The 20,194-nt window shown below is 66.0% G+C and carries 17 protein-coding genes and 1 tRNA gene; 9 read left to right on the top strand and 9 right to left on the bottom strand.

Going from position 1 to position 20,194, the window contains the following annotated elements; translation table 11 throughout:
* Window positions 1-222 precede the first annotated feature (222 nt).
* Window positions 223-690, bottom strand: coding sequence for a Hint domain-containing protein (locus FOA17_RS18590; protein ID WP_149143013.1), 468 nt, complete (start codon window positions 688-690; stop codon window positions 223-225).
* 246 nt (window positions 691-936) lie between these two features.
* Between FOA17_RS18590 and FOA17_RS18585 the strand changes: the two genes are divergently transcribed.
* Both FOA17_RS18585 and tig read left to right on the top strand, forming a co-directional pair.
* A tRNA-Leu gene (locus tag FOA17_RS18585) sits at window positions 937-1,021 on the top strand.
* A gap of 25 nt (window positions 1,022-1,046) precedes the next feature.
* The gene (gene tig / locus FOA17_RS18580) at window positions 1,047-2,381 is read left to right on the top strand and encodes a trigger factor (RefSeq protein WP_149143012.1); all 1,335 of its coding nucleotides are present in this window, start codon (window positions 1,047-1,049) and stop codon (window positions 2,379-2,381) included.
* 58 nt (window positions 2,382-2,439) lie between these two features.
* Here the strand turns inward: tig and FOA17_RS18575 are convergent, their stop codons facing one another.
* The 4 genes from FOA17_RS18575 to FOA17_RS18560 all read right to left on the bottom strand — a co-directional run bounded on the left by FOA17_RS18575 (window position 2,440) and on the right by FOA17_RS18560 (window position 6,611).
* A complete protein-coding gene (locus tag FOA17_RS18575) occupies window positions 2,440-3,381 on the bottom strand; it encodes a DMT family transporter (RefSeq protein WP_149143011.1) in 942 nt (313 codons plus the stop codon).
* Window positions 3,382-3,522: 141 nt separating this feature from the next.
* Window positions 3,523-4,848: a TRAP transporter large permease gene (locus FOA17_RS18570; RefSeq protein ID WP_149143010.1), complete on the bottom strand. Its 1,326-nt coding sequence runs from the start codon at window positions 4,846-4,848 to the stop codon at window positions 3,523-3,525.
* Window positions 4,845-5,477: a TRAP transporter small permease gene (locus FOA17_RS18565; RefSeq protein WP_149143009.1), complete on the bottom strand. Its 633-nt coding sequence runs from the start codon at window positions 5,475-5,477 to the stop codon at window positions 4,845-4,847. The genes FOA17_RS18570 and FOA17_RS18565 overlap by 4 nt, the downstream gene beginning before the upstream one ends.
* A 126-nt stretch (window positions 5,478-5,603) precedes the next feature.
* Complete coding sequence (locus FOA17_RS18560) at window positions 5,604-6,611, bottom strand: TRAP transporter substrate-binding protein (RefSeq protein WP_149143008.1); 1,008 nt, start codon at window positions 6,609-6,611, stop codon at window positions 5,604-5,606.
* 194 nt (window positions 6,612-6,805) lie between these two features.
* On the opposite strand from FOA17_RS18560, the gene FOA17_RS18555 reads away from it, so the two are divergent.
* Both FOA17_RS18555 and FOA17_RS18550 read left to right on the top strand, forming a co-directional pair.
* Complete coding sequence (locus FOA17_RS18555; protein WP_238991887.1) at window positions 6,806-8,752, top strand: two-component system sensor histidine kinase NtrB; 1,947 nt, start codon at window positions 6,806-6,808, stop codon at window positions 8,750-8,752.
* Window positions 8,749-9,351, top strand: coding sequence for a response regulator transcription factor (locus tag FOA17_RS18550; RefSeq protein ID WP_149143007.1), 603 nt, complete (start codon window positions 8,749-8,751; stop codon window positions 9,349-9,351). The genes FOA17_RS18555 and FOA17_RS18550 overlap by 4 nt, the downstream gene beginning before the upstream one ends.
* Before the next feature lie 7 nt (window positions 9,352-9,358).
* On the opposite strand, the gene FOA17_RS18545 is transcribed toward FOA17_RS18550, so the two are convergent.
* Together FOA17_RS18545 and efp are read right to left on the bottom strand one after the other, a co-directional pair.
* Window positions 9,359-9,727, bottom strand: a complete 369-nt coding sequence (locus FOA17_RS18545; protein ID WP_149143006.1) for a hypothetical protein — start codon at window positions 9,725-9,727, stop codon at window positions 9,359-9,361.
* A 123-nt stretch (window positions 9,728-9,850) separates the two neighbouring features.
* On the bottom strand, window positions 9,851-10,420 hold the full coding sequence (gene efp, locus FOA17_RS18540) for an elongation factor P (protein ID WP_149143005.1): 570 nt from the start codon (window positions 10,418-10,420) through the stop codon (window positions 9,851-9,853).
* Window positions 10,421-10,517: 97 nt separating this feature from the next.
* Here efp and epmA point away from each other — a divergent pair, with 97 nt between their 5' ends.
* Together epmA and FOA17_RS18530 are read left to right on the top strand one after the other, a co-directional pair.
* On the top strand, window positions 10,518-11,552 hold the full coding sequence (gene epmA / locus FOA17_RS18535; RefSeq protein WP_149143004.1) for an EF-P lysine aminoacylase EpmA: 1,035 nt from the start codon (window positions 10,518-10,520) through the stop codon (window positions 11,550-11,552).
* 233 nt (window positions 11,553-11,785) lie between these two features.
* Window positions 11,786-12,883, top strand: a complete 1,098-nt coding sequence (locus tag FOA17_RS18530) for a TRAP transporter substrate-binding protein (RefSeq protein WP_149143003.1) — start codon at window positions 11,786-11,788, stop codon at window positions 12,881-12,883.
* Window positions 12,884-13,102: 219 nt separating this feature from the next.
* Here the strand turns inward: FOA17_RS18530 and FOA17_RS18525 are convergent, their stop codons facing one another.
* Both FOA17_RS18525 and FOA17_RS18520 read right to left on the bottom strand, forming a co-directional pair.
* Window positions 13,103-14,950 (bottom strand): TRAP transporter large permease, encoded by a 1,848-nt coding sequence (locus tag FOA17_RS18525; protein WP_149143002.1) that lies wholly within the window; start codon window positions 14,948-14,950, stop codon window positions 13,103-13,105.
* Window positions 14,947-15,531, bottom strand: coding sequence for a TRAP transporter small permease subunit (locus FOA17_RS18520; protein WP_149143001.1), 585 nt, complete (start codon window positions 15,529-15,531; stop codon window positions 14,947-14,949). Before FOA17_RS18520 ends, FOA17_RS18525 begins: the two co-directional genes overlap by 4 nt.
* Window positions 15,532-15,786: 255 nt before the next feature.
* Between FOA17_RS18520 and FOA17_RS18515 the strand changes: the two genes are divergently transcribed.
* The 3 genes from FOA17_RS18515 to FOA17_RS18505 are packed head-to-tail and all read left to right on the top strand — an operon-like array spanning window position 15,787 to window position 20,173.
* The gene (locus tag FOA17_RS18515) at window positions 15,787-16,821 is read left to right on the top strand and encodes a cysteine synthase A (RefSeq protein WP_149143000.1); all 1,035 of its coding nucleotides are present in this window, start codon (window positions 15,787-15,789) and stop codon (window positions 16,819-16,821) included.
* Window positions 16,822-16,823: 2 nt separating this feature from the next.
* Entirely contained in the window at window positions 16,824-19,451 is a 2,628-nt protein-coding gene (locus tag FOA17_RS18510) for a DUF3772 domain-containing protein (RefSeq protein ID WP_162528322.1), read from the top strand.
* A complete protein-coding gene (locus FOA17_RS18505) occupies window positions 19,448-20,173 on the top strand; it encodes an alanyl-tRNA editing protein (protein ID WP_149142998.1) in 726 nt (241 codons plus the stop codon). The genes FOA17_RS18510 and FOA17_RS18505 overlap by 4 nt, the downstream gene beginning before the upstream one ends.
* Window positions 20,174-20,194 lie beyond the last annotated feature (21 nt).

Here is a 20,194-nt window from a genome sequence, read left to right as displayed (position 1 = left end):
TTCGTTGTCGAAGACCAGCCGCACCGCCCGCTCGCGCACCTCAGGGGAAAACTTGTTCGTGGTCTTGCTCATGATGCTCCATCCTACTCAGGAGTTGGAGCCTCCGGCAAACCCGGCGCGGTTCAGACCTCCCCGCAGGATATTTGTGAACAGATGAAGGGGCGGAATGCGAAGGGCCGCCCGGTGGGGCGGCCGCGCGGGAATTTTCGCAGAAAATTCGGGTCAGACGGTTTCGAGGGCCGGCGCGATCGCCAGTTCCAGCCCGCCGGCATAGATCACCACATGGGCGTCGAAATCGAGCGTGTAGAATTGTGCCGGGCTGCTGGCCTCAAAGCGGATATATTCGCCATCGACGAGGCGCGCGGCCTCGATCACCGCCTGGTCGCAGCCCTTGAGCGCCTTGGCGCGCCAGTCGCGCACCAGGATGCGGGTTTCGGCCGAGATCACCATGTCTTCTTCGGGCTGTTCGACGCCGATGGCCGAGGCCGAGACGCGGACCATGCGGGGGGCCGCCACCGGGCGCAGGGCCAGAAGCGGGCGGGCGCCGTCGCGGGTGATGATGCGGTCGCCGGGGCGCAGCGCCTCAACCGGGAGCGCGCCTTTCAGCGTCAGCACGACGGTGCCCGCGGTCAGCGCGGTGGCGGTGCAGGCGGAGCCGTGCGCGATCGTGCCGAAAGTCTCGGTTTTCATGGGGCGACCTGTTCGTGTTTTGCTTCTGCTCTTTTTCCTGTCAGATTATGGCAGGATTGCGCCCGGCGCGAGGTCTTTTTCGGCGGGGCCGGTCGGAACTGGGGCGGGGGCTGCCATAATCCGGCGCGATTGTGGCACGCGATTTTCCTCTCGCATCCGGCGCGGGGCTTTGTTAGAAGGGCGCGGATTTTCAGGGCCTGTCCGGGCCCGGTTCCGCATGGGCCGGGCGGTGCAGGCTGTGAAAAAGCGGGTGTGGCGAAATTGGTAGACGCACCAGATTTAGGTTCTGGCGCCGCGAGGCGTGGGGGTTCAAGTCCCTCCACCCGCACCAGAGAGATGAGAAGGACGAAACACGCATGCAGGTCACCGAGACCCTGAACGAAGGTCTGAAGCGCGGCTACACCATCACGGTGACTGCCGCCGAGCTGGACGAAAAGGTCCAGGCCAAGCTGGTCGAGGCGCAGCCCGAGATCGAGATGAAGGGCTTCCGCAAGGGCAAGGTGCCGCTGGCCATGCTGCGCAAGCAGTTCGGCCCGCGCCTGATCGGCGAAGCCATGCAGGAAGCCATTGATGGCGCCATGCAGGACCATTTCGAGGCCTCCGGCGACCGTCCGGCGCTGCAACCCGAAGTGAAGATGGTGAATGGCGAGGAGTGGAAAGAGGGTCAGGACGTCGTCGTCGAGATGTCCTATGAAGCCCTGCCGCCGATCCCGGAGCTGGATGCCTCGGCCGTGACGCTGGAGCGTCTGGTGGTCAAGGCCGAAGACGCCGCCGTCGAGGAAGCGCTGAAGAACCTGGCTGACACCGCCAAGTCCTTCGACGACCGCAAGAAGGGCTCCAAGGCCAAGGATGGCGACCAGGTCACCATCGACTTCGAGGGTTTCGTGGATGGCGAGGCTTTCGAAGGCGGCAAGGGCGAGGGCTATCCGCTGGTGCTGGGCTCGGGGTCGTTCATCCCGGGCTTCGAGGAACAGCTGGTCGGCGCCAAGGTCGAGGACGATGTCGAGGTCAAGGTTTCCTTCCCGGAAAACTATGGCGCCGCGCATCTGGCGGGCAAGGAAGCCCTGTTCAAGTGCAAGGTCCATGCCGTGAAGGCGCCGAAAGCCGCCGATCTGGATGACGAGCTGGCCAAGAAATTCGGCGCCGAGTCGCTGGAGGCGCTGAAAGGCCAGATCGCCGAGCGTCTGGAGGCCGAATACAAGGGCGCCGCGCGTGCCGTGCTGAAGCGGTCGCTGCTGGATCAGCTGGACGGGCTGGTGAAGTTCGACCTGCCGTCGAAGCTGGTCGAGGCCGAGGCCGCCCAGATCGCGCATCAGCTGTGGCACGAGGAAAACCCCGATGTGCATGACCACAACCATGGTCATGTCGAGGCGACCGACGAGCACAAGAAGCTGGCCGAGCGCCGGGTCCGTCTGGGCCTGTTGCTGGCCGAGGTCGGTCGCAAGGCCGATGTGCAGGTTTCCGACGCCGAGATGACCCAGGCCGTGCTGAACGCCGCGCGCCAGTATCCGGGCCAGGAACGCGCCTTCTTTGAATTCGTGCAGAAGAACGCCCAGATGCAGCAGCAACTGCGCGCGCCGATCTTCGAGGACAAGGTTGTCGATTTCATCGTCGCCGGCGCCAAGGTCAGCGACAAGGAAATCTCGAAGGAAGAACTGCAAAAGGCCGTCGAGGCTCTGGACGAGATCTGATCCCTTTGCGGGATGCATTGACAGGGGGCCGCGCCGCAAGGTGCGGCCCTTTCTACTTTCAGGGGGTGGCGGTGTCGGCGCGTGGCGTGCCGGGGCGCCACAGCACCACCAAACCGGCGGTCACGATGATGGCGATGCCGGCCCAGGTCGCGGCATCGGGCCAGTCGGACCAGATCAGCCAACCCCAGATCAGCCCCCAGATCAGCGCGGTATATTCAAAGGGCGCCAGCATCGGCGCCGGTGCCAGCCGGTAGGCCTGATTGAGGAGCGTGAGGCCAAGCGCCGCGATCGGCCCGCAGGCCGCCATCAGAGCCAGGTCGCGCGCGGGCGGCATGACCCAGCCCCGGGTCAGGAAGGCAAGGCTGGGATGCAGGCTCTCCGCGCTCCAGCCGCCGCGGCCAAAGACCAGCGACAGCCCGACTGCGAGGCCGAGAAAGACCAGATTGCCGTGAAAGGCCATGGCGGCGGCGCTGAACTGCCCGCCCTGGATGCGCGCCAGGATCATCGACAGCGCATAGGCCATGCCCGACCCGATCGCCAGCGCCGCCGCCAGATCGACCGGCGCCGCATCGGGCCGCAGGATCACAACCACCCCGCCAAAGCCGCAGATTACCGCCAGCCAGCGCGCGGGGCTGACCCTTTCGCCCAGCATCACCACCGACAGGACCACGATCATCAGCGGCGCCGAGAAATAGAGCGCGACCGTGGTCGCGATCGGCAAGGCGGGCAGGGCGAGGTAATAGCAGGTATAGGCGGCAAAGCTGACCAGCCCGCGCAGCACCATCCGCGGCCAGCCCGGCGCGATCAGGCTGCGCGCGCCGCCGGACAGGACTGCCAGTCCGAACAGCAGCGGCGCCGCGGCCAGGCTGCGCAGCACCATGGCCTGATGCAGCGGATAATCGCCGGACAGCCGCTTCAGGATCACGTCCTGCATCGAAAACACGGCGATCCCCGCAGCGAGGCAGAGGATTCCCAGCAGGGCGACAGGGGGGCGGGTCATCGGATCATCACCGCGCAAAGGGGCTGTTGTCGTGACGCTACGCCGGTGCTGCCGCGCCGCTGCCCTGTCCGCGACATCGCCCGCCGCAAATGAAACGGCGCGGAGAATTTCCCCGCGCCGCCTCTGTTCTGCTGCCGTGGTTCAGTTCATGCCCAGCAAGCGGGGCAGAAGCAGCGAAACCTCGGGGATATAGGTCACGATCATCAGGAAGGCGAGCGCGGTCAGCAGCCAGGGCGTCGCGGCCTTGGTCACCTCGGTCAGGCCCAGCTTGGAGATGGCCGAGCCGACATAGAGGTTCAGGCCCACGGGTGGCGTGCAAAGCCCGATCTCCATGTTGACCACCAGCATGATGCCGAAATGCACCGGATCGACCCCCAGCTTCACCGCCACCGGATAGAGGATCGGCGCCATGATCAGCACGATGGCCGAAGGCTCCATCACCATGCCGATGAACAGCAGCATGACGTTGACCATCAGCAGGAAGCCGATCTTGCCCAGGCCAAGCCCCACGATCCAGTCCGACAGGGTCTGCGGGATCTGTTCCGAGGTCAGGATGAAGGCGAACATCACGGCATTGGTGATGATATAGAGCAGCATCGCCGACATCGCGGCCGAGGACAGCAGCACCTTCGGCACATCGCGCAGCTTGATGTCCTTGTAGACCCAGACCGCGACGACAAAGGCATAGACGGCGCTGACGGCGGCGGCCTCGGTCGGCGTGAAGATGCCGCCATAGATGCCGCCCATGATGATCACGATCAGCATCAGCCCCCAGATCGACTCGCGCAGTGCGGTGCCACGTTCGGCCCAGCTGGCGCGCGTCATGCGGGGATAGTTGTTCTTCCAGGCGCGCCAGATCGTCGTGCCGCCCAGCATCGCGGCCAGCATCAGCCCGGGGATGACACCCGCCATGAACAGCGTGCCGATGGAGGCCGACATGACCGGCTCGCCGTTCGGGCCGGTGACGACCATGCCGCTGGTGGCGACGGCATACATCACCATCACGATCGAGGGCGGGATCAGGATGCCCAGACCGCCGGCCGTGGCCACGGTGCCCACGCCGAATTGCGGCGGGTAGCCCTGTTTCACCATGGCCGGGATCAGGATCGACCCCACGGCCATGACCGTGGCGGGCGAGGAGCCGGAAATCGCGGCGAACAGCGCGCAGGCCAGCACCGCCGCCAGACCCATGCCGCCATACCAGTGGCCGACCATCGAGGTGGCAAAGCGGATCATCCGTCGCGCCACGCCGCCATGGGTCAGGAAATTCCCCGCCAGGATGAAGAACGGGATCGCCATGATCTCGAACTTCTCGATGCCGGTGAACAGCTTCAGCGCGATCGAATCCATCGGGATCGAGGTGAAGAAGAACAGGAAGGAAAACACCGTCAGGCCAAGCGCGATGGAGACGGGCATCCCGGTGACCAGCAGGATCGCCAGGATCGCAAAGATCAGAAGCGCGGTCATGCGTGGCCCCCCTTGGCCAGATCGTCGGCCTCGTCCTCAAGCCCGTCCACGGCGCCGTGGTCGTGATGGGCGATATAGCCGGTGGTCAGATACAGGTAGAGCGCCTGAATGAAGCGGAAGCACATCAGCGACGAGCCGAGCGGCACTGCCAGGTAGATCAGCCACATCTGGATTTCGAGGTCGGGCGAGGTCTGGCCGCCATGCTTGACGTGATAGACGAAATCGGCACCGATCCAGGCCACGATGGCGGTAAAGATGATGCCGCCCGACATGGCGATGATGGTCACGATGCGGCGGGCATTGCCCTCCAGCTTTTCGACCAGGATATCGACGCCGACATGGATGCCCTGCCGCACGCCATAGGCCGCGCCGAACTTGGCCATCCAGACGAACAGGTAGATGCAGGCCTCTTGCGCCCAGGTCAGCTTGATCGCGTTGATCGCCTTGAAGGCCGAACGCGCGGCCGATTGCAGCCAGGCGATGTCATGGGCGCGGGCGAAGCCCACGAGATCGGCGGCAAAGCCGATGGAGAAACGGTGAACGACCGCCACGAAGATCAGGATCACGGCGGCTGCCATGAGGACCGAGATCAGGATTTCTTCGAAACGGTCGAGGATGCGCAGGATCATGGCAAACCTCTTTGGGGGCTGGCGGCGGCCCGACGGGGGCGGCGGCTTTCAAAAAAGGGGCACGCGACCGTGCCCCTGTCAGGTGCCGGCCCGACCCCCTGGGGAGGGGCCGGGCCGGGGACCGGATCAGTTCGTGGTGCCGAGCGCGGTATAGACCTGCTGGATCAGATCGGCGCCGATACGGTCGGCCATCTGTTCATGCACGGGTTTCAGAACCTCGACAAAGGCGGCGCGTTCGTCGTCGGTCAGCTCGTGCCATTCGGTCGTGCCGGCATCCATCATCGCCTTCAGCGCGTTGTCGTTTTCTTCCTTGGCGATGGAGTTGGCATAGACCGTCGCCTCGGCCATGGCCTTGTCGAGCTGGTCGCGCACGGCCGGGTCAAGCCCGTCCCAGAACGCCTTGTTCACGATGACCGCATAGCCCAGATAGCCGTGGTTCGACAGGGTCGCGTGCTTTTGCACCTCGTGCATCTTCTGGGTATACATGTTCGAGGGCGGGTTCTCGGTGCCGTCCACGACGCCGGTTTGCAGCGCCTGATAGACCTCGGAGAAGGCCATGACCTGCGGCACGGCGCCAAGCGCCTGCATCTGCGCCTCGAGGATTTTCGACGACTGGATGCGCATCTTCAGGCCCAGGAAATCGTCGGGCGAGACGACCGGCGAATTGGCCGAGAACACCTTGAAGCCGTTATCCCAATAGGCCAGACCCTTGATGCCCTTGTCATCCAGCTTGGCCAGCAGGCCCTTGCCGATCTCGCCATCGGTGATCTTGCGCAGATCATCGTAGCCGTTCATCAGGAAGGGCAGGTCGAAAAGTTCGAATTGCTGCACGCCCAGCGGGCCGAACTTGGCCAGCGACGGCGCCAGCATCTGCACGGCGCCCAGTTGCAGCGCCTCCAGCTCTTCCTTGTCCTTGTAGAGCTGACTGTTCGGGTAGACCTCCACCACGACGGCGCCGTTGGTATATTGCTCGGCCAGTTCCTTGAATTTCTGTGCGCCCTTGCCCTTTGGGGTATCCGGCGCGACGACATGGCTGAACTTGATCACGATCGGTTCGGCCAGGGCGGGGAAGGCACTGGTCAGCGCAAGGACGGCAGCACCGGCCAGAGTGGCCAGCGAACGACGGGTCAGCATATCGGATCTCCTCCTGTTGGTCCGCCCTCCCGGCGGTCATGGCCCTTCTTGCCACCGGGGCGGCGCTCTCGCTATTGTGGGTTTCCGCAATGCAGGCGCTAACAGCCCGGCGGAACGGCAGGAACAGGCCGCCGGGGAGGGCAGCCGGGGGGAGGGCAGCGCTGGCACGCAAGGGCACAGAGACGCCGGTTTCCGTGCAGGAAGCCTGGAGCGCGGCCGCCCAGGGCGTGCCGCGGCGGCGCGACCTGCTGTCGGTGGTGCCGCTGGTCGCGATCATGGCGCTGGTGGGGCTGGTGGGCCTGCTGGTCTGGCTGGTCGCCCGCAACGAGGATGAACAGCTGCGCGTCAAGCTTGCGACCGACGCGCTCTGGGTCGAGCAGACGCTGCGGTTCCAGCTTTCGGTGGATGAGGACATGCTGATGCGGCTGGCGCTGGATGCGGCCAGCGGCACGCCGCCGCAGGTGCTGGACGCGCGCGCGCGGCTGCATATCGCCACCAATCCCGAGGTGCTGTCGATCATCTGGTATGACAGCACCGGCCAGCCCGCGCGCGCCCTGCCGGGGGCGGGGGCGCCGGGCGATGCGGCGCTGATCGCGCAACTGGCGCAGGCGCCGCGCGCCGCGCGCCCCGTCTATGGCGGGGTCGGCCCTGACGGGGCGGTCAGCCTGGCCTTCCCGCTGGAGGGGGGCGCCGGCCATGTCGCGGCGACGCTGTCGATGCCGCTCCTGCTGGATCGGCATGTGCCCTGGTGGATCGCCGAACAATATGGCGTGCAGCTGCGCGACAGCAGCGACCGGGTGCTGGCCGAACGGCAGCGGTTGGTGCCGCCCCCCGGCAACCCGCGCCACGCCATCAGCTTTGACCCGCCGCTGCGCGGCACGGTGCTGGGGATCGTGGCCTATGATCCGCCGGCGGCTAGCCGCTCGGCCCTGCTGTTCGGGGCGATTGCGGCGCTGGCGGCCTTTGCGGTGCTGGCGCTGGTCGCCATGTCGCGCAGCGCCCGGCGCCGGCATCTGGCCGAATTGCGGCTGCGCGGCGAGACGGCCTTTCGCCGGTCGATGGAGGAAAGCCTGACCGTGGGCCTGCGCGCCAAGGATCACGCGGGGCGGGTGCTGTTCGTGAACCCCGCCTTTTGCGATCTGGTCGGCTGGGAGGCCGCCGATCTGGTCGGTCGCGACCCGCCCATGCCCTATTGGGATCCGGCCCGCCTGACCGAGACCGAGACCCGCCACCGCGCGCTGCAAGCCGGCGGCGCGATCAGCCAGAGCTTCGAGACTCGCTTTCGCCATCGCGACGGGCACGAGATCGACGTGCAGGTCTATGAGGCGCCGCTGATCGACGCGGCCGGGGTGCATCGCGGCTGGATGGGATCGGTGATCGACATCACCGAGGCCAAGCGCGCCGCCCGGCTGGCGCGGGCGCAGGATGAGACCATGGCCCGCACCGGGCGGCTGGTCACGCTGGGCGAGATGGCCTCGACCCTGGCGCATGAGCTGAACCAGCCGCTTTCGGCCATTGCCTCTTATGCTGCGGGGATGCTGAACCTGATGGAACGCGGCAGCGCCGATCCGGCACAATTGCGGCTGGCCACCGAAAAGCTGGCCCAGCAGGCCGGGCGGGCAGGGCTGATCATCCGGGGCATTCAGGATCTGGTGAAAAAACGCGAGCCGCGGTTTTCGGAGACCCGGCTGGAGGATCTTATCGCCGAGACGGTGGCCTTTCTGGCCGCCGATGCGCGGGAACACCGGGTGCGGCTGGTGACCGATCTGGCGCCGGTGCCGCCGGTGCAGGCCGACCGCATCCTGCTGGAACAGGTGCTGATCAACCTGATCCGCAACGGGATGGAGGCGATGACCGAGACGCGCCATGGCGATACGGTCACGCTCCGCCTGCGCAGCGAGGAGGGACAGGCCCTGATCGAGATCGCCGATCAGGGGGCCGGCATCGCGCCGGATGTGGCGGAACGGCTGTTCGACGCCTTTGCCACCACCAAGGCGCAGGGGATGGGGATGGGGCTGAAGATCTGCCGGTCGATCATCGAATTGCATCGCGGGCAATTGACCCATGGCGATGCGCCGGGGGGCGGCACGGTGTTCCGCGTGACGCTGCCGCTGGCCGGCAGCAGGGAGGAAAGCGTATGAGTGGCGTCATTCACATCGTCGATGACGAGGAAGCGATCCGGGAATCGTTGGCCTTTCTGCTGGCCTCGCGCGGGCTCGCGGCGCGGGGCTGGCCCTCGGGCGAGGCGTTTCTGGCCGCGCAGCCGCTGGAGGATTGCGCCTGCGTGATCCTGGATGTGCGGATGGGCGGGCTGTCAGGGCCGGAGGTGTTCGAGCGTCTGCGTGCCATGGGCAATGCCGTGCCGGTGATCTTTCTGACCGGCCATGCCGATGTGCCGGTGGCGGTGCGCACGCTCAAGGCCGGGGCCTTTGATTTCGTGGAAAAGCCGTTCAACGACAATCAGATCGTCGATCTGGCGCTGCGGGCGATGGCGGCGCATGACGTGGCACGGGCCGAGGCGGCGGCGCGGGCCGATCTGGACGCCCGCCGCGCCACCCTGTCGGCGCGGGAAGACGAGGTGATGCGCGCCATGCTGACCGGCGCATTGAACAAGCAGATCGCCGATCAGCTGGGCATCGCCATGCGCACGGTCGAGGTGCATCGCGGCCGGGTTCTGGCCAAGATGGGGGTGCGCAACGCCATCGAGTTGGCGGCCCTGCTGGCGGGCGAGGGCAGCTAGGCGCGGCTCAGAAATGCGCCTTCGCCTCGTCGGGCTTGCCGGCGGCCAGCGCCAGAATGCCGCCCAGCAGGCAAAAGCCGATGGGGAACATCGTGAAGACGTTGAAGCCGAAGGCCAGCCAGACCAGCGCCGAGGCCGCCAGCATCAGCACCCCGCCCCACAGCGCGCGCATCCGCGCCATGGCCCCGCCGGCAATGGCCAGGATCGGCGCGAAAAAGCTGCCGGCGCGGATCAGCCTTTCATTGTCGAACTGGCCAAAAAGATTGGCGACCTCGGCATGACGGGCCACGACCTCGGTATAGCCATAGCTGAAAAAGCCCACCATCATGGCGATCAACCCGCCGATGATGCCCAGAACAAGGGCTGCATTGCGCATCGTGTCATCCTTCTGCCTGCGGCTCGGGTCTGACATGGCATTGCCCGGGGGCCGGATCAAGGGCCGGAAATGACAAAGGCCCAGAGTGTCTCCGGGCCTTCGATCACGCGATGGGGCGCAGGATCACTCCTTGGCGCGTTCCACATAGCTGTTGTCGGTGGTGTTGATCACGATGCGGGTGCCAACGCCGATATGCGGGGGCACCATCACGCGGATGCCGCCGGTGCAGATCGCGGGCTTGTAGCTCGACGAGGCGGTCTGACCCTTGACGACCGGCTCGGTCTCCTCGACCTCGACCGTCACCTTTTGCGGCAGTTCGATCGACAGCGCCACGCCTTCATGGGTCAGCATCCACACCCGGATGCCGTCGCGCAGGTGGACCTTGGCGTCACCCACGACATCCTCGGACACGGTGATCTGGTCGTAGGTCTCGGGGTTCATGAAGTGGAAGCCTTCGCCATCCTCATAGAGGAAGTCGTATTCGTTCTCGTCCACATGCGCCTTCTCGACGCTGTCCACAGTGCGCCAGCGTTCCTGCACCTTCACGCCATCCGAGATGCGGCGCATCTCGACCTGGGTCACCGAGTTGCCCTTGCCCGGATGCACGTTTTCGGCGACGATCACGACATGCAACACGCCGTTGAGGTCGATCACGTTGCCCTTGCGGATCGAAGAGGCGATCACTTTAGCCATTGTTACGGTCCTTGGTTGGAATGAGACAGGCTCTGGCGCCCGGATGGCGAAGCGCCTAAACCATCCGCGACCCGATTTCCAGAGAAAAGCCCAAGAAATGAGCCCGACCCCCTGGTGGACACCCGCGCGCCACGCCGACCGCCGCCCCGCGCTGCTGGCGCGCGCGCGCCTTCAGGCCGCGCTGCGTGGCTGGTTCGCCGGGCAGGACTTCCTTGAGGTCGATCCCGTGGCGCTTCAGGTCAGCCCGGGAAACGAGGCGCATCTGCACGGTTTTGCGACCCAGGCCATCGGCAATGACGGGGTGCCGGTGCCGATGTATCTGCATACCTCGCCCGAATTCGCGATGAAAAAGCTGCTGGCAGCGGGCGAGGAGCGGATCTTTGCCTTTGCCCATGTCTGGCGCAACCGCGAACGCGGCGCGCTGCACAGCCCCGAATTCACCATGCTGGAATGGTATCGGGTGGGCGAGGATTACACGGTGCTGATGGAGGACTGCGCGGCGATGCTGCGGCTGGCGGCTGAAACGGCGGGGGTTACGGCGCTGCACTATCGCGGCATCACCTGCGACCCCTTCGCGGCGCCCGAGCGGTTGTCGGTGGCCGAGGCGTTTGCGCGTCATGCCGGGATCGACCTGCTGGCCACCTGCAACGGGACTGAGACCGACGCGGGCGCCCTGATCGCACAGGCCCGCGCCGCCGGGATTGCGGCGCGCGACGACGATACCTGGTCCTTCCTCTTGTCGAAGATCCTGGTGGAAAGGGTGGAGCCGCATCTGGGCCATGGTCGGCCGACCGTGCTGGACCGCTATCCGGCGGCCGAGGCGGCGCTGGCCCGGCCCGCGCCCGATGACGCGCGCGTGGCCGAGCGGTTCGAGCTTTATGCCTGCGGGGTCGAACTGGCCAACGGCTTTGGCGAATTGACCAATGCGACCGAGCAGCGCCGCCGTTTCGAGATCGAGATGGACGAGAAACAGGCGATCTATGGCGAACGCTATCCGCTGGATGAGGATTTTCTGGCCGCACTGGCGCTGATGCCGCCGGCCAGCGGAATCGCCCTGGGCTTTGACCGGCTGGTGATGCTGGCCACCCATGCGCCGCGCATCGACGACGTGATCTGGACCCCGGTCGCCTGACGCCACGTCATGTCGGGGTTGCGGGGGCGGCAGCACCGGGTTTTGCTGCCCAATCCGGCGGCAACTGGTGTTATCGGCGGCATTGTTTGCGGTAACGGTCTTTATTGGTAAGGCCAGATTACCAAAAAAACCCTCATCGGCAAAAAACCTGTTCTCAAGCGGGAAATGCGCCGCTAGTCTTCCGGGCAGACAGGGGTCGCAACTCCCGCGGCCCTGCTTCAGGAGGAGGTAATATGGATCGTCGTTCGTTTCTGACCAAGGCTGCCCTCGGCTCGGCCGCGGCGGGTGCGCTGGCCGCCCCGGCGCTGGCGCAATCGGCCCCGAAAGTGACCTGGCGTCTGACGTCGTCCTTCCCGAAATCGTTGGACACGATCTATGGCGCGGCCGAAGTGCTGTCGCAGCGCGTGTCCGAGGCGACCGATGGCAATTTCACCATCCAGGTCTTCCCGGCGGGCGAACTGGTGCCCGGCCTGCAAGCCGCCGATGAGGTGAGCGCCGGCAATATCGAGGCCTGCCACACGGTCGGCTATTACTACTGGGGCAAGGATCCGGCCTTTGCCGTGGCGGCGGCGGTGCCGTTCTCGCTGTCGGCGCGCGGCATCAACGCCTGGCATTACCATGGCGGCGGGATCGACCTCTATAACGAATTCCTGGCCGACAAGAACCTGTTCGCGCTGCCCGGCGGCAATACCGGCGTGCAGATGGGGGGCTGGTTCCGCAAGGAAATCAACACCGTGGCCGATATGCAGGGCCTCAAGATGCGGGTCGGCGGCTTTGCCGGCAAGGTGATGGAGAAGCTGGGCGTCGTGCCGCAGCAGATCGCCGGCGGCGATATCTATCCGGCGCTGGAAAAGGGCACGATCGACGCCTCGGAATGGGTCGGCCCCTATGACGACGAGAAGCTGGGCTTCTACAAGGTCGCGCCCTACTACTACTATCCCGGCTGGTGGGAAGGTGGCCCGACCGTCCACTTCATGTTCGGCAAGGCGGCCTATGAGGGCCTGCCCAAGGCCTATCAGTCGCTGCTGCGTTCGCTTTGCCAGGGTGTCGATGCCGACATGCTGCAAAAATACGACTACGAGAACCCGACCGCGATCAAGAGCCTGGTGGCCAACGGCACGCAGCTGCGTCCGTTCAGCCCCGAGATCCTGAATGCCTGCTTCGAGGCCGCCAATTCGGTCTATGCCGAGATGGAAGCGACCAACCCGGCCTTCGCGAAGCTCTGGGGGTCGATCAAGGCGTTCCGCTCGGAGAACTATACCTGGGCGCAGATCGCCGAATACAACTACGACACCTTCATGATGATGCAACAGAACGCGGGCAAGCTGTAAGCACCCCCCCGTTCCTGTGGGAACATCCTGCCCCCGGTCCTGACGGACCGGGGGTTTTTCTTTGCCTGACGCGGTGGTGCGGGGGCGGCTGGTGTGGACGGGGGGCTGCCTGCCCCCCGCGGCCTGCGGCCGTCCCCCCGGGGATATTTGGGAACAGATGAAGGGAAAAGGCAAAGGCCCCCCGGGATGGAGGGCCTTTCGGGATCGGCGCGGGGCCGGTCAGTTGGAGGGTTGGCCGAGATTGGGTTGGCCCAAGGTCGGTTGCCCCAGTGTCGGCTGACCGGGGGCCGGCGCCGGTGCGGGGGCGCCGCCGAGGTTCGGTTGCCCGAGGCTCGGTTGGCCGGGAGCCGGGGCAGGGGTGCCGCCAAGGTTGGGTTGCCCCAAGCCACCGCCGCCCAGCCCGCCGGGCTGACCCAGACCACCGCCGAGGCCGCCACCCAGACCGCCGCCGCCGAGGCTGGGCATTTGCGGCAGGGTGATGGTGACATTGGTCGTATCCACCACCGGCCCCTTGTAGTGCATCACCATCTGCGGGAAGGCGATGACCAGCGCCACCATGACCAGCTGGATGAACACGAAGGGCACGGCCCCCCAGTAGATCTGGCCGGTGGTCACGGGTTCGGTCTTCAGCCCGGTCACCTTGTCGATATAGGGCTGGCGCGGCGCGACCGAGCGCAGGAAGAACAGCGCAAAGCCGAAGGGCGGGTGCATGAACGAGGTCTGCATGTTCACGCCCAGGATGACGCCCAGCCAGATCAGGTCGATGCCAAGCGCCTCTGCCGGGGCCACCAGCAGCGGCACGATGATGAAGGCCAGTTCGAAGAAGTCGAGGAAGAAGGCCAGAAGGAAGACCAGCACCGAGACGACGATCAGAAAGCCCATCTCGCCGCCCGGCAGCGAGGTCAGCAGGTGTTCGACCCATTTATGGCCATCCACCCCGTAGAAGGTGAGCGAGAAGACCCGCGCGCCCAGCAGGATGAACATCACGAAGGCCGACAGCCGCGTGGTGGCGGTCAGCGCCTGGCTGACGACGCCCAGGTTCAGCCGGCCCTTGAAGGCCGCAAGGATCAGCGCGCCCACGGCCCCCATGGCGCCGCCCTCGGTCGGCGTCGCGATGCCGAGGAAGATGGTGCCCAGCACGAGGAAGATCAGCGCCAGCGGCGGGATCAGCACGATGATGACCTGTTGGGTCAGGCGCGACATCACCCCGATCTTGAGGTATTTGTCCAGCACCGCCGCCAGATAGACCACGCCCACCCCGATGGTCGGGCCGTAGATATCGGCATTGGTGCCGGCGATCGGGTAGAGGTAGTGGAAGGCGGCGTAGGACAGGCCGACGCAGGCCGCGATGGCGACCAGAAGCGAGGTCACGCCCGAACCCAGCGTGCGCGCCTCGGGCGGCAGGGCCGGCATCGACTTGGGCCGGATGATCGACATGACCAGCACATAGCCGAGATAGATCGAGGTCAGCACCAGACCCGGGATCATCGCGCCTTTATACATGTCGCCGACCGACCGGCCGAGCTGGTCGGCCAGCACGATCAGCACCAGGCTGGGCGGGATGATCTGCGCCAATGTGCCCGAGGCCGCGATGACCCCGCTGGCGATGCGGCGGTCATAGCCGTAGCGCAGCATGATCGGCAGCGAGATCAGGCCCATGGCGATCACGCTGGCGGCGACGACGCCGGTCGTGGCGGCCAGCAGCGCGCCCACGATGATCACCGCATAGGCGAGACCGCCACGGATCGGTCCGAACAACTGACCGATCGTGTCGAGCAGGTCTTCGGCCATGCCCGATCGTTCCAGCACGATCCCCATGAAGGTAAAGAAGGGAATGGCCAGCAATGTCTCGTTCGACAAGACCCCCCATAGCCGGTTGGGCATGGTGTTGAGCAGTGGCCAGTCCAGGTTGATCGTGGCGGAATAGGGCGAGAGCCAGACCCCGATCACGAAGAACATCAGCCCGTTGGCCGCCAGCGAAAAGGCGACCGGATAGCCCATGAGCAGAAAGATCACGAGCGAGAAGAACATGATGGGCGCCAGGTTCAGCGCGATGAATTCGATCATTTCGCCAGCTCCTGCTTCAGCGCCTCGCCCTCGGCCTCGGCCGCCGCATGGGACGACACGAAGGGGTTGGGATCGTCTATCACGCCCCGCATGACCGCGATCTTCTTGATGATTTCGGAAATGCCTTGCAGCCAGAGCAGCGAGAAGCCGATCAGCAGCAGGGTCTTGGCCGGCCAGATGATCAGACCGCCCGCATTGGTGGACACCTCGCCGATCTGGATCGACCGGATGACCCAGGGCACGAAATACCAGATCATCAGCGTGACGAAGGGCATGAGAAAGAAGATATGCCCCAGCAGGTCGATCCAGTGCTGCACCCGCCGCGACCAGATGCCGTAGACGATGTCGATGCGCACATGTTCGTTCTGTTTCAGCGTATAGGCTGCCGCCCCCAGAAAGGCCGCTCCGAACAGATACCATTGCAATTCCAGCCAGGAATTGGACGAGGTGTTCAGGGCCTTGCGGATGACGGCATTGGCGGCGCTGACCAGCACCGCGACAAAGATCAGCCAGGCGACGGACCGGCCGATGATCTCGTTCATGCGGTCGATCCCGGAGGAGACCGCAAGTAGTGATTTCATGTGTAGAACCCCCCTTGAACTCAGGCGCGATGGTCGCGCTCATACATTATTTTGGTGGTTTTGGTAAGGTTTTTTGTCCAGTTTGGCGGATTTCCTTCCTCTCCCTCCCCTTTGTCCCGGATTTTCCGCCAGAAACCAAGTGGAACCTCGGGGTATGGTCCTTGTTATGCCTGTCAATGCCCACGGAACGGGCGGGGTTCTTGAGTTCCGTCGCGCCTGCCCCTAAACCTTGGGCAATGACAGAAGGATGCTGACATGCCCGTTTACCGCGACCTGGCCGCCTCGATCGGCAATACGCCCCTGATCCGCCTGCGCAAGGCCAGCGAGATGACGGGCTGCGAGATTCTGGGCAAGGCCGAATTCCTCAATCCCGGCCAGTCGGTCAAGGACCGCGCGGCGCTCTATATCATCAAGGATGCGGTGGCGAAGGGGCTGCTGAAACCCGGCGGCACCATCGTCGAGGGCACGGCGGGCAATACCGGCATCGGGCTGGCGCTGGTGGGGGCCAGCATGGGGTTCCGCACGGTGATCGTGATCCCGGAAACCCAGAGCCAGGAAAAGAAGGACATGCTGCGTCTGGCCGGGGCCGAACTGGTGCAGGTGCCGGCGGCGCCCTACAAGAACCCCAACAATTATGTGCGCTATTCCGGCCGGCTGGCCGAGGCGCTGGCACGGACCGAACCGAATGGCGCGATCTGGGCCAATCAGTTCGACAATGTCGCCAACCGTCAGGCCCATATCGAAACCACCGGGCCGGAGATCTGGGACCAGACCGGCGGCAAGGTGGACGGCTTCATCTGCGCGGTCGGCTCGGGTGGGACGCTGGCCGGGGTCGGCATGGCGTTGCAGCCCAAGGGGGTGAAGGTCGGCCTGGCCGACCCGGAAGGCGCGGCGCTGCACAGCTTTTATACCCAGGGCACCTTCGAGGCGCCGGGCTCGTCGATAACCGAGGGCATCGGTCAGGGCCGCATCACCGCCAACCTGGAGGGGTTCCGCCCCGATTTCAGCTATCGCATCCCCGATGCCGAGGCGCTGCCCATCGTGTTTGACCTGCTGTCGGAAGAGGGGCTTTGCCTTGGCGGGTCGTCCGGCGTGAACATTGCGGGGGCCATCCGCATGGCGCGCGAGATGGGGCCGGGCCATACCATCGTGACCGTGCTGTGCGATTACGGCACGCGCTATCAGTCCAAGCTGTTCAACCCGGAATTCCTGCGTGACAAGGGCCTGCCGGTGCCGGAATGGCTGGCCAGCGGGCCGCGCGACATTCCCGAAGTCTATTCGGACCTCTGACCATGACCCTGTGGCGCGCGATCGGGCGCGGCGTCGCGCTGGCGCTGGCCTTGGCTGTGACCGGGCCCGCCCTTGCGCAGGAGGCGTCACCCGCGCCGGGCAGCGCGCCGACAGTCGCCCCCGCGGCGGGCCAGACGAACGGGCTGACCAAGAGCCAGACCGCCGGGCAGACCACAACCAAGAAGTCGATTTCGGTCACGCCACCGGGGCAGGACGGTGTCGATTACGCCGCGTGGGAGCTGCTGGCGACCCGGGCCGAACGCGCGGCCGCCGATCCCGCGACCTCGGACAAGGGGCTGGAGCTGCTGCGCGGCCAGCTTGTCGATTGGCGCAGCAAGCTTCAGGCGGCGCAGAACACCAATGCCAGCCGGGTGCAGGGCCTGCGCGACCAGATCAGCGCGCTTGGCCCCGTGCCGGCCGAGGGCGCGACCGAGGCGCCCGAAATCGCCGACCGCCGCACGACCCTGAATGACCAGCTGCAACGGCTTGAGGCGCCGCGCCGCGCCGCGGAAGAGGCCTATCGCCGGGCCAGCGGCCTGATCGCCGAGATCGACAGCGAATTGCGCGACCGCCAGACGGCGCAACTGCTCAAGCTCTGGCCGACGCCGGCCAACCCGGTGAACTGGGACGACGCGGCCAAGGCGCTTGGCACGGCGCTGGTCTCGCTCGGGACCGAGGTGCAGTCCAACTGGAACCGCGAGGCGCGGCGGACCGAGATGATCGACGTCTTGCCGGTCAGCGCCATCACGGCGCTGTTCGCGCTGTTGCTGATCTTTCGGGGCCGCCGCTGGATCGAACGCTTTGCCAACTGGCTGAACAGCACCGCCGATTCGGCGAGCTGGCGGCGGGTCTGGTCCTTCCTTGCGTCGCTGGGGCAGATTCTGGTGCCGGCGGCCGGGGTGCTGCTGATCTCGGTCGCGGCGATGATCACGCAGATGCCGGGCTGGCTGGGCCAGCAGGTGCTGACCGCGCTGCCCTTGTCGGGTCTGGTCCTGTTCCTGTCCTACTGGCTGGCGGGGCGGGTGTTTCCGCGGGCGGAATGCGCCGCCGGCCCGTTGCAGATGTCGCCTGAGACCTGCGACAAGGCGCGCTTCCTGATCACCTCGATCGGCTTCGTGCAAGGGGTGGAGCTGCTGCGCGATGCGCTGCTGCCCGCGGCGCTGGTGCCTGAAATGGCAATCCCCGTGCTGGCGCTGCCGACGGTGCTGGTGCTGTCCTTGCTGCTCTGGCGCTTTGGCCAGTTGCTGAATGCCGCCTTCGCCCCCAGCCCCACGCGCGAGGAGCTGAGCTTTCGCGATGGTGTGACGCGCTTTGTCGGCAAGATCCTGATCGCGATCGCCGTCGTCGCGCCGCTTCTGGCGGTGGTCGGCTATACCACGGCGGCGCAGGCGCTGATCTTTCCGGCCGCCTCGTCGCTGACGCTGGCGGGGCTGCTGCTGGTCTTGGTGCAGCTGATCGGCGACATCTGGCGCGCCCTGCTGGGCGAGGCGGGCGAGGGCGAGGGCAACGGGCTGATCCCGGTGCTGGCGGGCTTTCTGCTGACGCTGGCCTCACTGCCGCTTTTCGCGCTGCTCTGGGGTGCGCGGGTCGAGGATCTGGGCGAGCTGTGGAATCGCTTTACCGAAGGGTTCATGCTGGGTGAGACCCGGATTTCGCCCTCCAACTTCCTGTATTTCCTGATCCTGTTCATCCTGGGCTTTGGCGCCACGCGGCTGTTCCAGGGCGCGCTGCGCAGCACGATCCTGCCCAAGACCCGGCTGGATCAGGGCGGGCGCAATGCCATCATCTCGGGCACCGGCTATGTCGGGATCTTTCTTGCCGTCATCATCGCGGTCTCGGCCGCCGGGATCGACCTGTCGGGCCTGGCCATCGTGGCTTCGGCGCTGTCGGTGGGGATCGGTTTCGGCCTTCAGAACATCGTGCAGAACTTTGTCTCGGGCATCATCCTGCTGATTGAACGCCCGGTCAGCGAAGGCGACTGGATCGAAGTCGGCGGCGTGGCCGGCACGGTTCAGTCGATCTCGGTCCGCTCCACCCGGATCCAGACCTTTGACCGATCCGACATCATCGTGCCGAATGGCGATCTGGTCAGCCAGCAGGTGACGAACTGGACAAGGTTCAGCCTGGCGGGACGGGTCATCGTGCCGGTGGGGGTCGATTACGGCAGCGACACGCGCAAGGTGTCGGAGGTGCTGAAAGACATCGCCGAGGCGCATCCGCTGGTGATCCTGGAGCCGCCGCCCATGATCGCCTTTGTGGGCCTGGGGGCGGATTCGCTGAATTTCGAAATCCGCATGATCATCCGCGATGTGAACTTCTCCATGGCGGTGCGGACCGAGATCAATCACCGCATCGTGGAGCGGTTCCGCGAGGAAGGCATCCAGATGCCGTTCTCGCAGCGCGACATCTGGCTGCGCAACCCCGAGGCCGTGGCCGAGGCGCTGTCGCGGCTGCATGTCGAATTGCCGCCCGGGCTGCTGGAAAAGGTCGCCGCTGCGCGGCCTGCGCCCGGGGCGCCCGGCACGCCGCTCCGGGCCGATGAATATGACGCCCTTGCGCCCGAGAATGCCCGCCACGCCCCGCGTGACGAGGCCGATGACCCGAGCGACAGTGACGAGGCCGAAAGATGACCGCGACGCGCCTTCTGTTCCGCGACGATGCCTATGCGCGCGAGGCCGCCGGCATCGTGCAGGAAATCACGCCCGAGGGCGGCGTGGTGCTGGATGGCAGCCTGTTTTACGCCACCTCGGGCGGTCAGCCGGGCGATAGCGGCCGGCTGGTCTGGCCCGGCGGCAGTCTGGAGATCGCGACGGCGGTCAAGCTGGAGGGCGGGCGCATCGCGCTGGTCGCGGCCGAGCCGCGCCCCTTGCCCCCGATTGGCGCGGCGGTGATGCAGCATCTCGACTGGGAACGGCGGCATCGTCATATGCGGGTTCACACCGCGCTGCATCTGCTGTCGGTGGTGATCCCGATGCCGGTGACCGGCGGCCAGATCGGCGCCGAGCGCGGCCGGCTGGATTTCGACATGCCAGAGCCGCCCGCCGATGTCGCCGCGCTGAACGAGGCGCTGGCCGCGCTGATCGACCGCGACCTGCCGGTGACCGAGGACTGGATCACCGATGCCGAGCTTGCCGCCAATCCGGGCCTGGTTAAGACGCTTTCGGTCATGCCGCCCATGGGGCAGGGCCGGGTGCGGCTGGTGCGGATCGGGCAGGGCGGGGCGCAGGTCGATCTGCAACCCTGCGGCGGCACCCATGTCGCCCGCACCGGCGAGATCGGCCATGTCGAGATCGGCAAGATCGAAAAGAAGGGCCGGCAGAACCGCCGGGTGATCCTGCATCTGCGCGACTGACGCCAAAGCGCGTCAGGGGCA

Origin of the sequence: Gemmobacter caeruleus (assembly GCF_008271655.1) — a bacterium.
GTDB classification, from domain to species: Bacteria; Pseudomonadota; Alphaproteobacteria; order Rhodobacterales; family Rhodobacteraceae; genus Gemmobacter; species Gemmobacter caeruleus.
Note: the sequence above shows the minus strand (reverse complement) of the source record. Positions and strands in the feature narration are given on the sequence as shown.

What these genes read in the sequence shown, in the direction of transcription:
- FOA17_RS18590 (WP_149143013.1), bottom strand. Translation starts at nt 690, where the DNA reads ATGAAAACCGAGACTTTCGGCACGATCGCGCACGGCTCCGCCTGCACC.
- tig (WP_149143012.1), top strand. Translation starts at nt 1,047, where the DNA reads ATGCAGGTCACCGAGACCCTGAACGAAGGTCTGAAGCGCGGCTACACC.
- FOA17_RS18575 (WP_149143011.1), bottom strand. Translation starts at nt 3,381, where the DNA reads ATGACCCGCCCCCCTGTCGCCCTGCTGGGAATCCTCTGCCTCGCTGCG.
- FOA17_RS18570 (WP_149143010.1), bottom strand. Translation starts at nt 4,848, where the DNA reads ATGACCGCGCTTCTGATCTTTGCGATCCTGGCGATCCTGCTGGTCACC.
- FOA17_RS18565 (WP_149143009.1), bottom strand. Translation starts at nt 5,477, where the DNA reads ATGATCCTGCGCATCCTCGACCGTTTCGAAGAAATCCTGATCTCGGTC.
- FOA17_RS18560 (WP_149143008.1), bottom strand. Translation starts at nt 6,611, where the DNA reads ATGCTGACCCGTCGTTCGCTGGCCACTCTGGCCGGTGCTGCCGTCCTT.
- FOA17_RS18550 (WP_149143007.1), top strand. Translation starts at nt 8,749, where the DNA reads ATGAGTGGCGTCATTCACATCGTCGATGACGAGGAAGCGATCCGGGAA.
- FOA17_RS18545 (WP_149143006.1), bottom strand. Translation starts at nt 9,727, where the DNA reads ATGCGCAATGCAGCCCTTGTTCTGGGCATCATCGGCGGGTTGATCGCC.
- efp (WP_149143005.1), bottom strand. Translation starts at nt 10,420, where the DNA reads ATGGCTAAAGTGATCGCCTCTTCGATCCGCAAGGGCAACGTGATCGAC.
- epmA (WP_149143004.1), top strand. Translation starts at nt 10,518, where the DNA reads ATGAGCCCGACCCCCTGGTGGACACCCGCGCGCCACGCCGACCGCCGC.
- FOA17_RS18530 (WP_149143003.1), top strand. Translation starts at nt 11,786, where the DNA reads ATGGATCGTCGTTCGTTTCTGACCAAGGCTGCCCTCGGCTCGGCCGCG.
- FOA17_RS18525 (WP_149143002.1), bottom strand. Translation starts at nt 14,950, where the DNA reads ATGATCGAATTCATCGCGCTGAACCTGGCGCCCATCATGTTCTTCTCG.
- FOA17_RS18520 (WP_149143001.1), bottom strand. Translation starts at nt 15,531, where the DNA reads ATGAAATCACTACTTGCGGTCTCCTCCGGGATCGACCGCATGAACGAG.
- FOA17_RS18515 (WP_149143000.1), top strand. Translation starts at nt 15,787, where the DNA reads ATGCCCGTTTACCGCGACCTGGCCGCCTCGATCGGCAATACGCCCCTG.
- FOA17_RS18510 (WP_162528322.1), top strand. Translation starts at nt 16,824, where the DNA reads ATGACCCTGTGGCGCGCGATCGGGCGCGGCGTCGCGCTGGCGCTGGCC.
- FOA17_RS18505 (WP_149142998.1), top strand. Translation starts at nt 19,448, where the DNA reads ATGACCGCGACGCGCCTTCTGTTCCGCGACGATGCCTATGCGCGCGAG.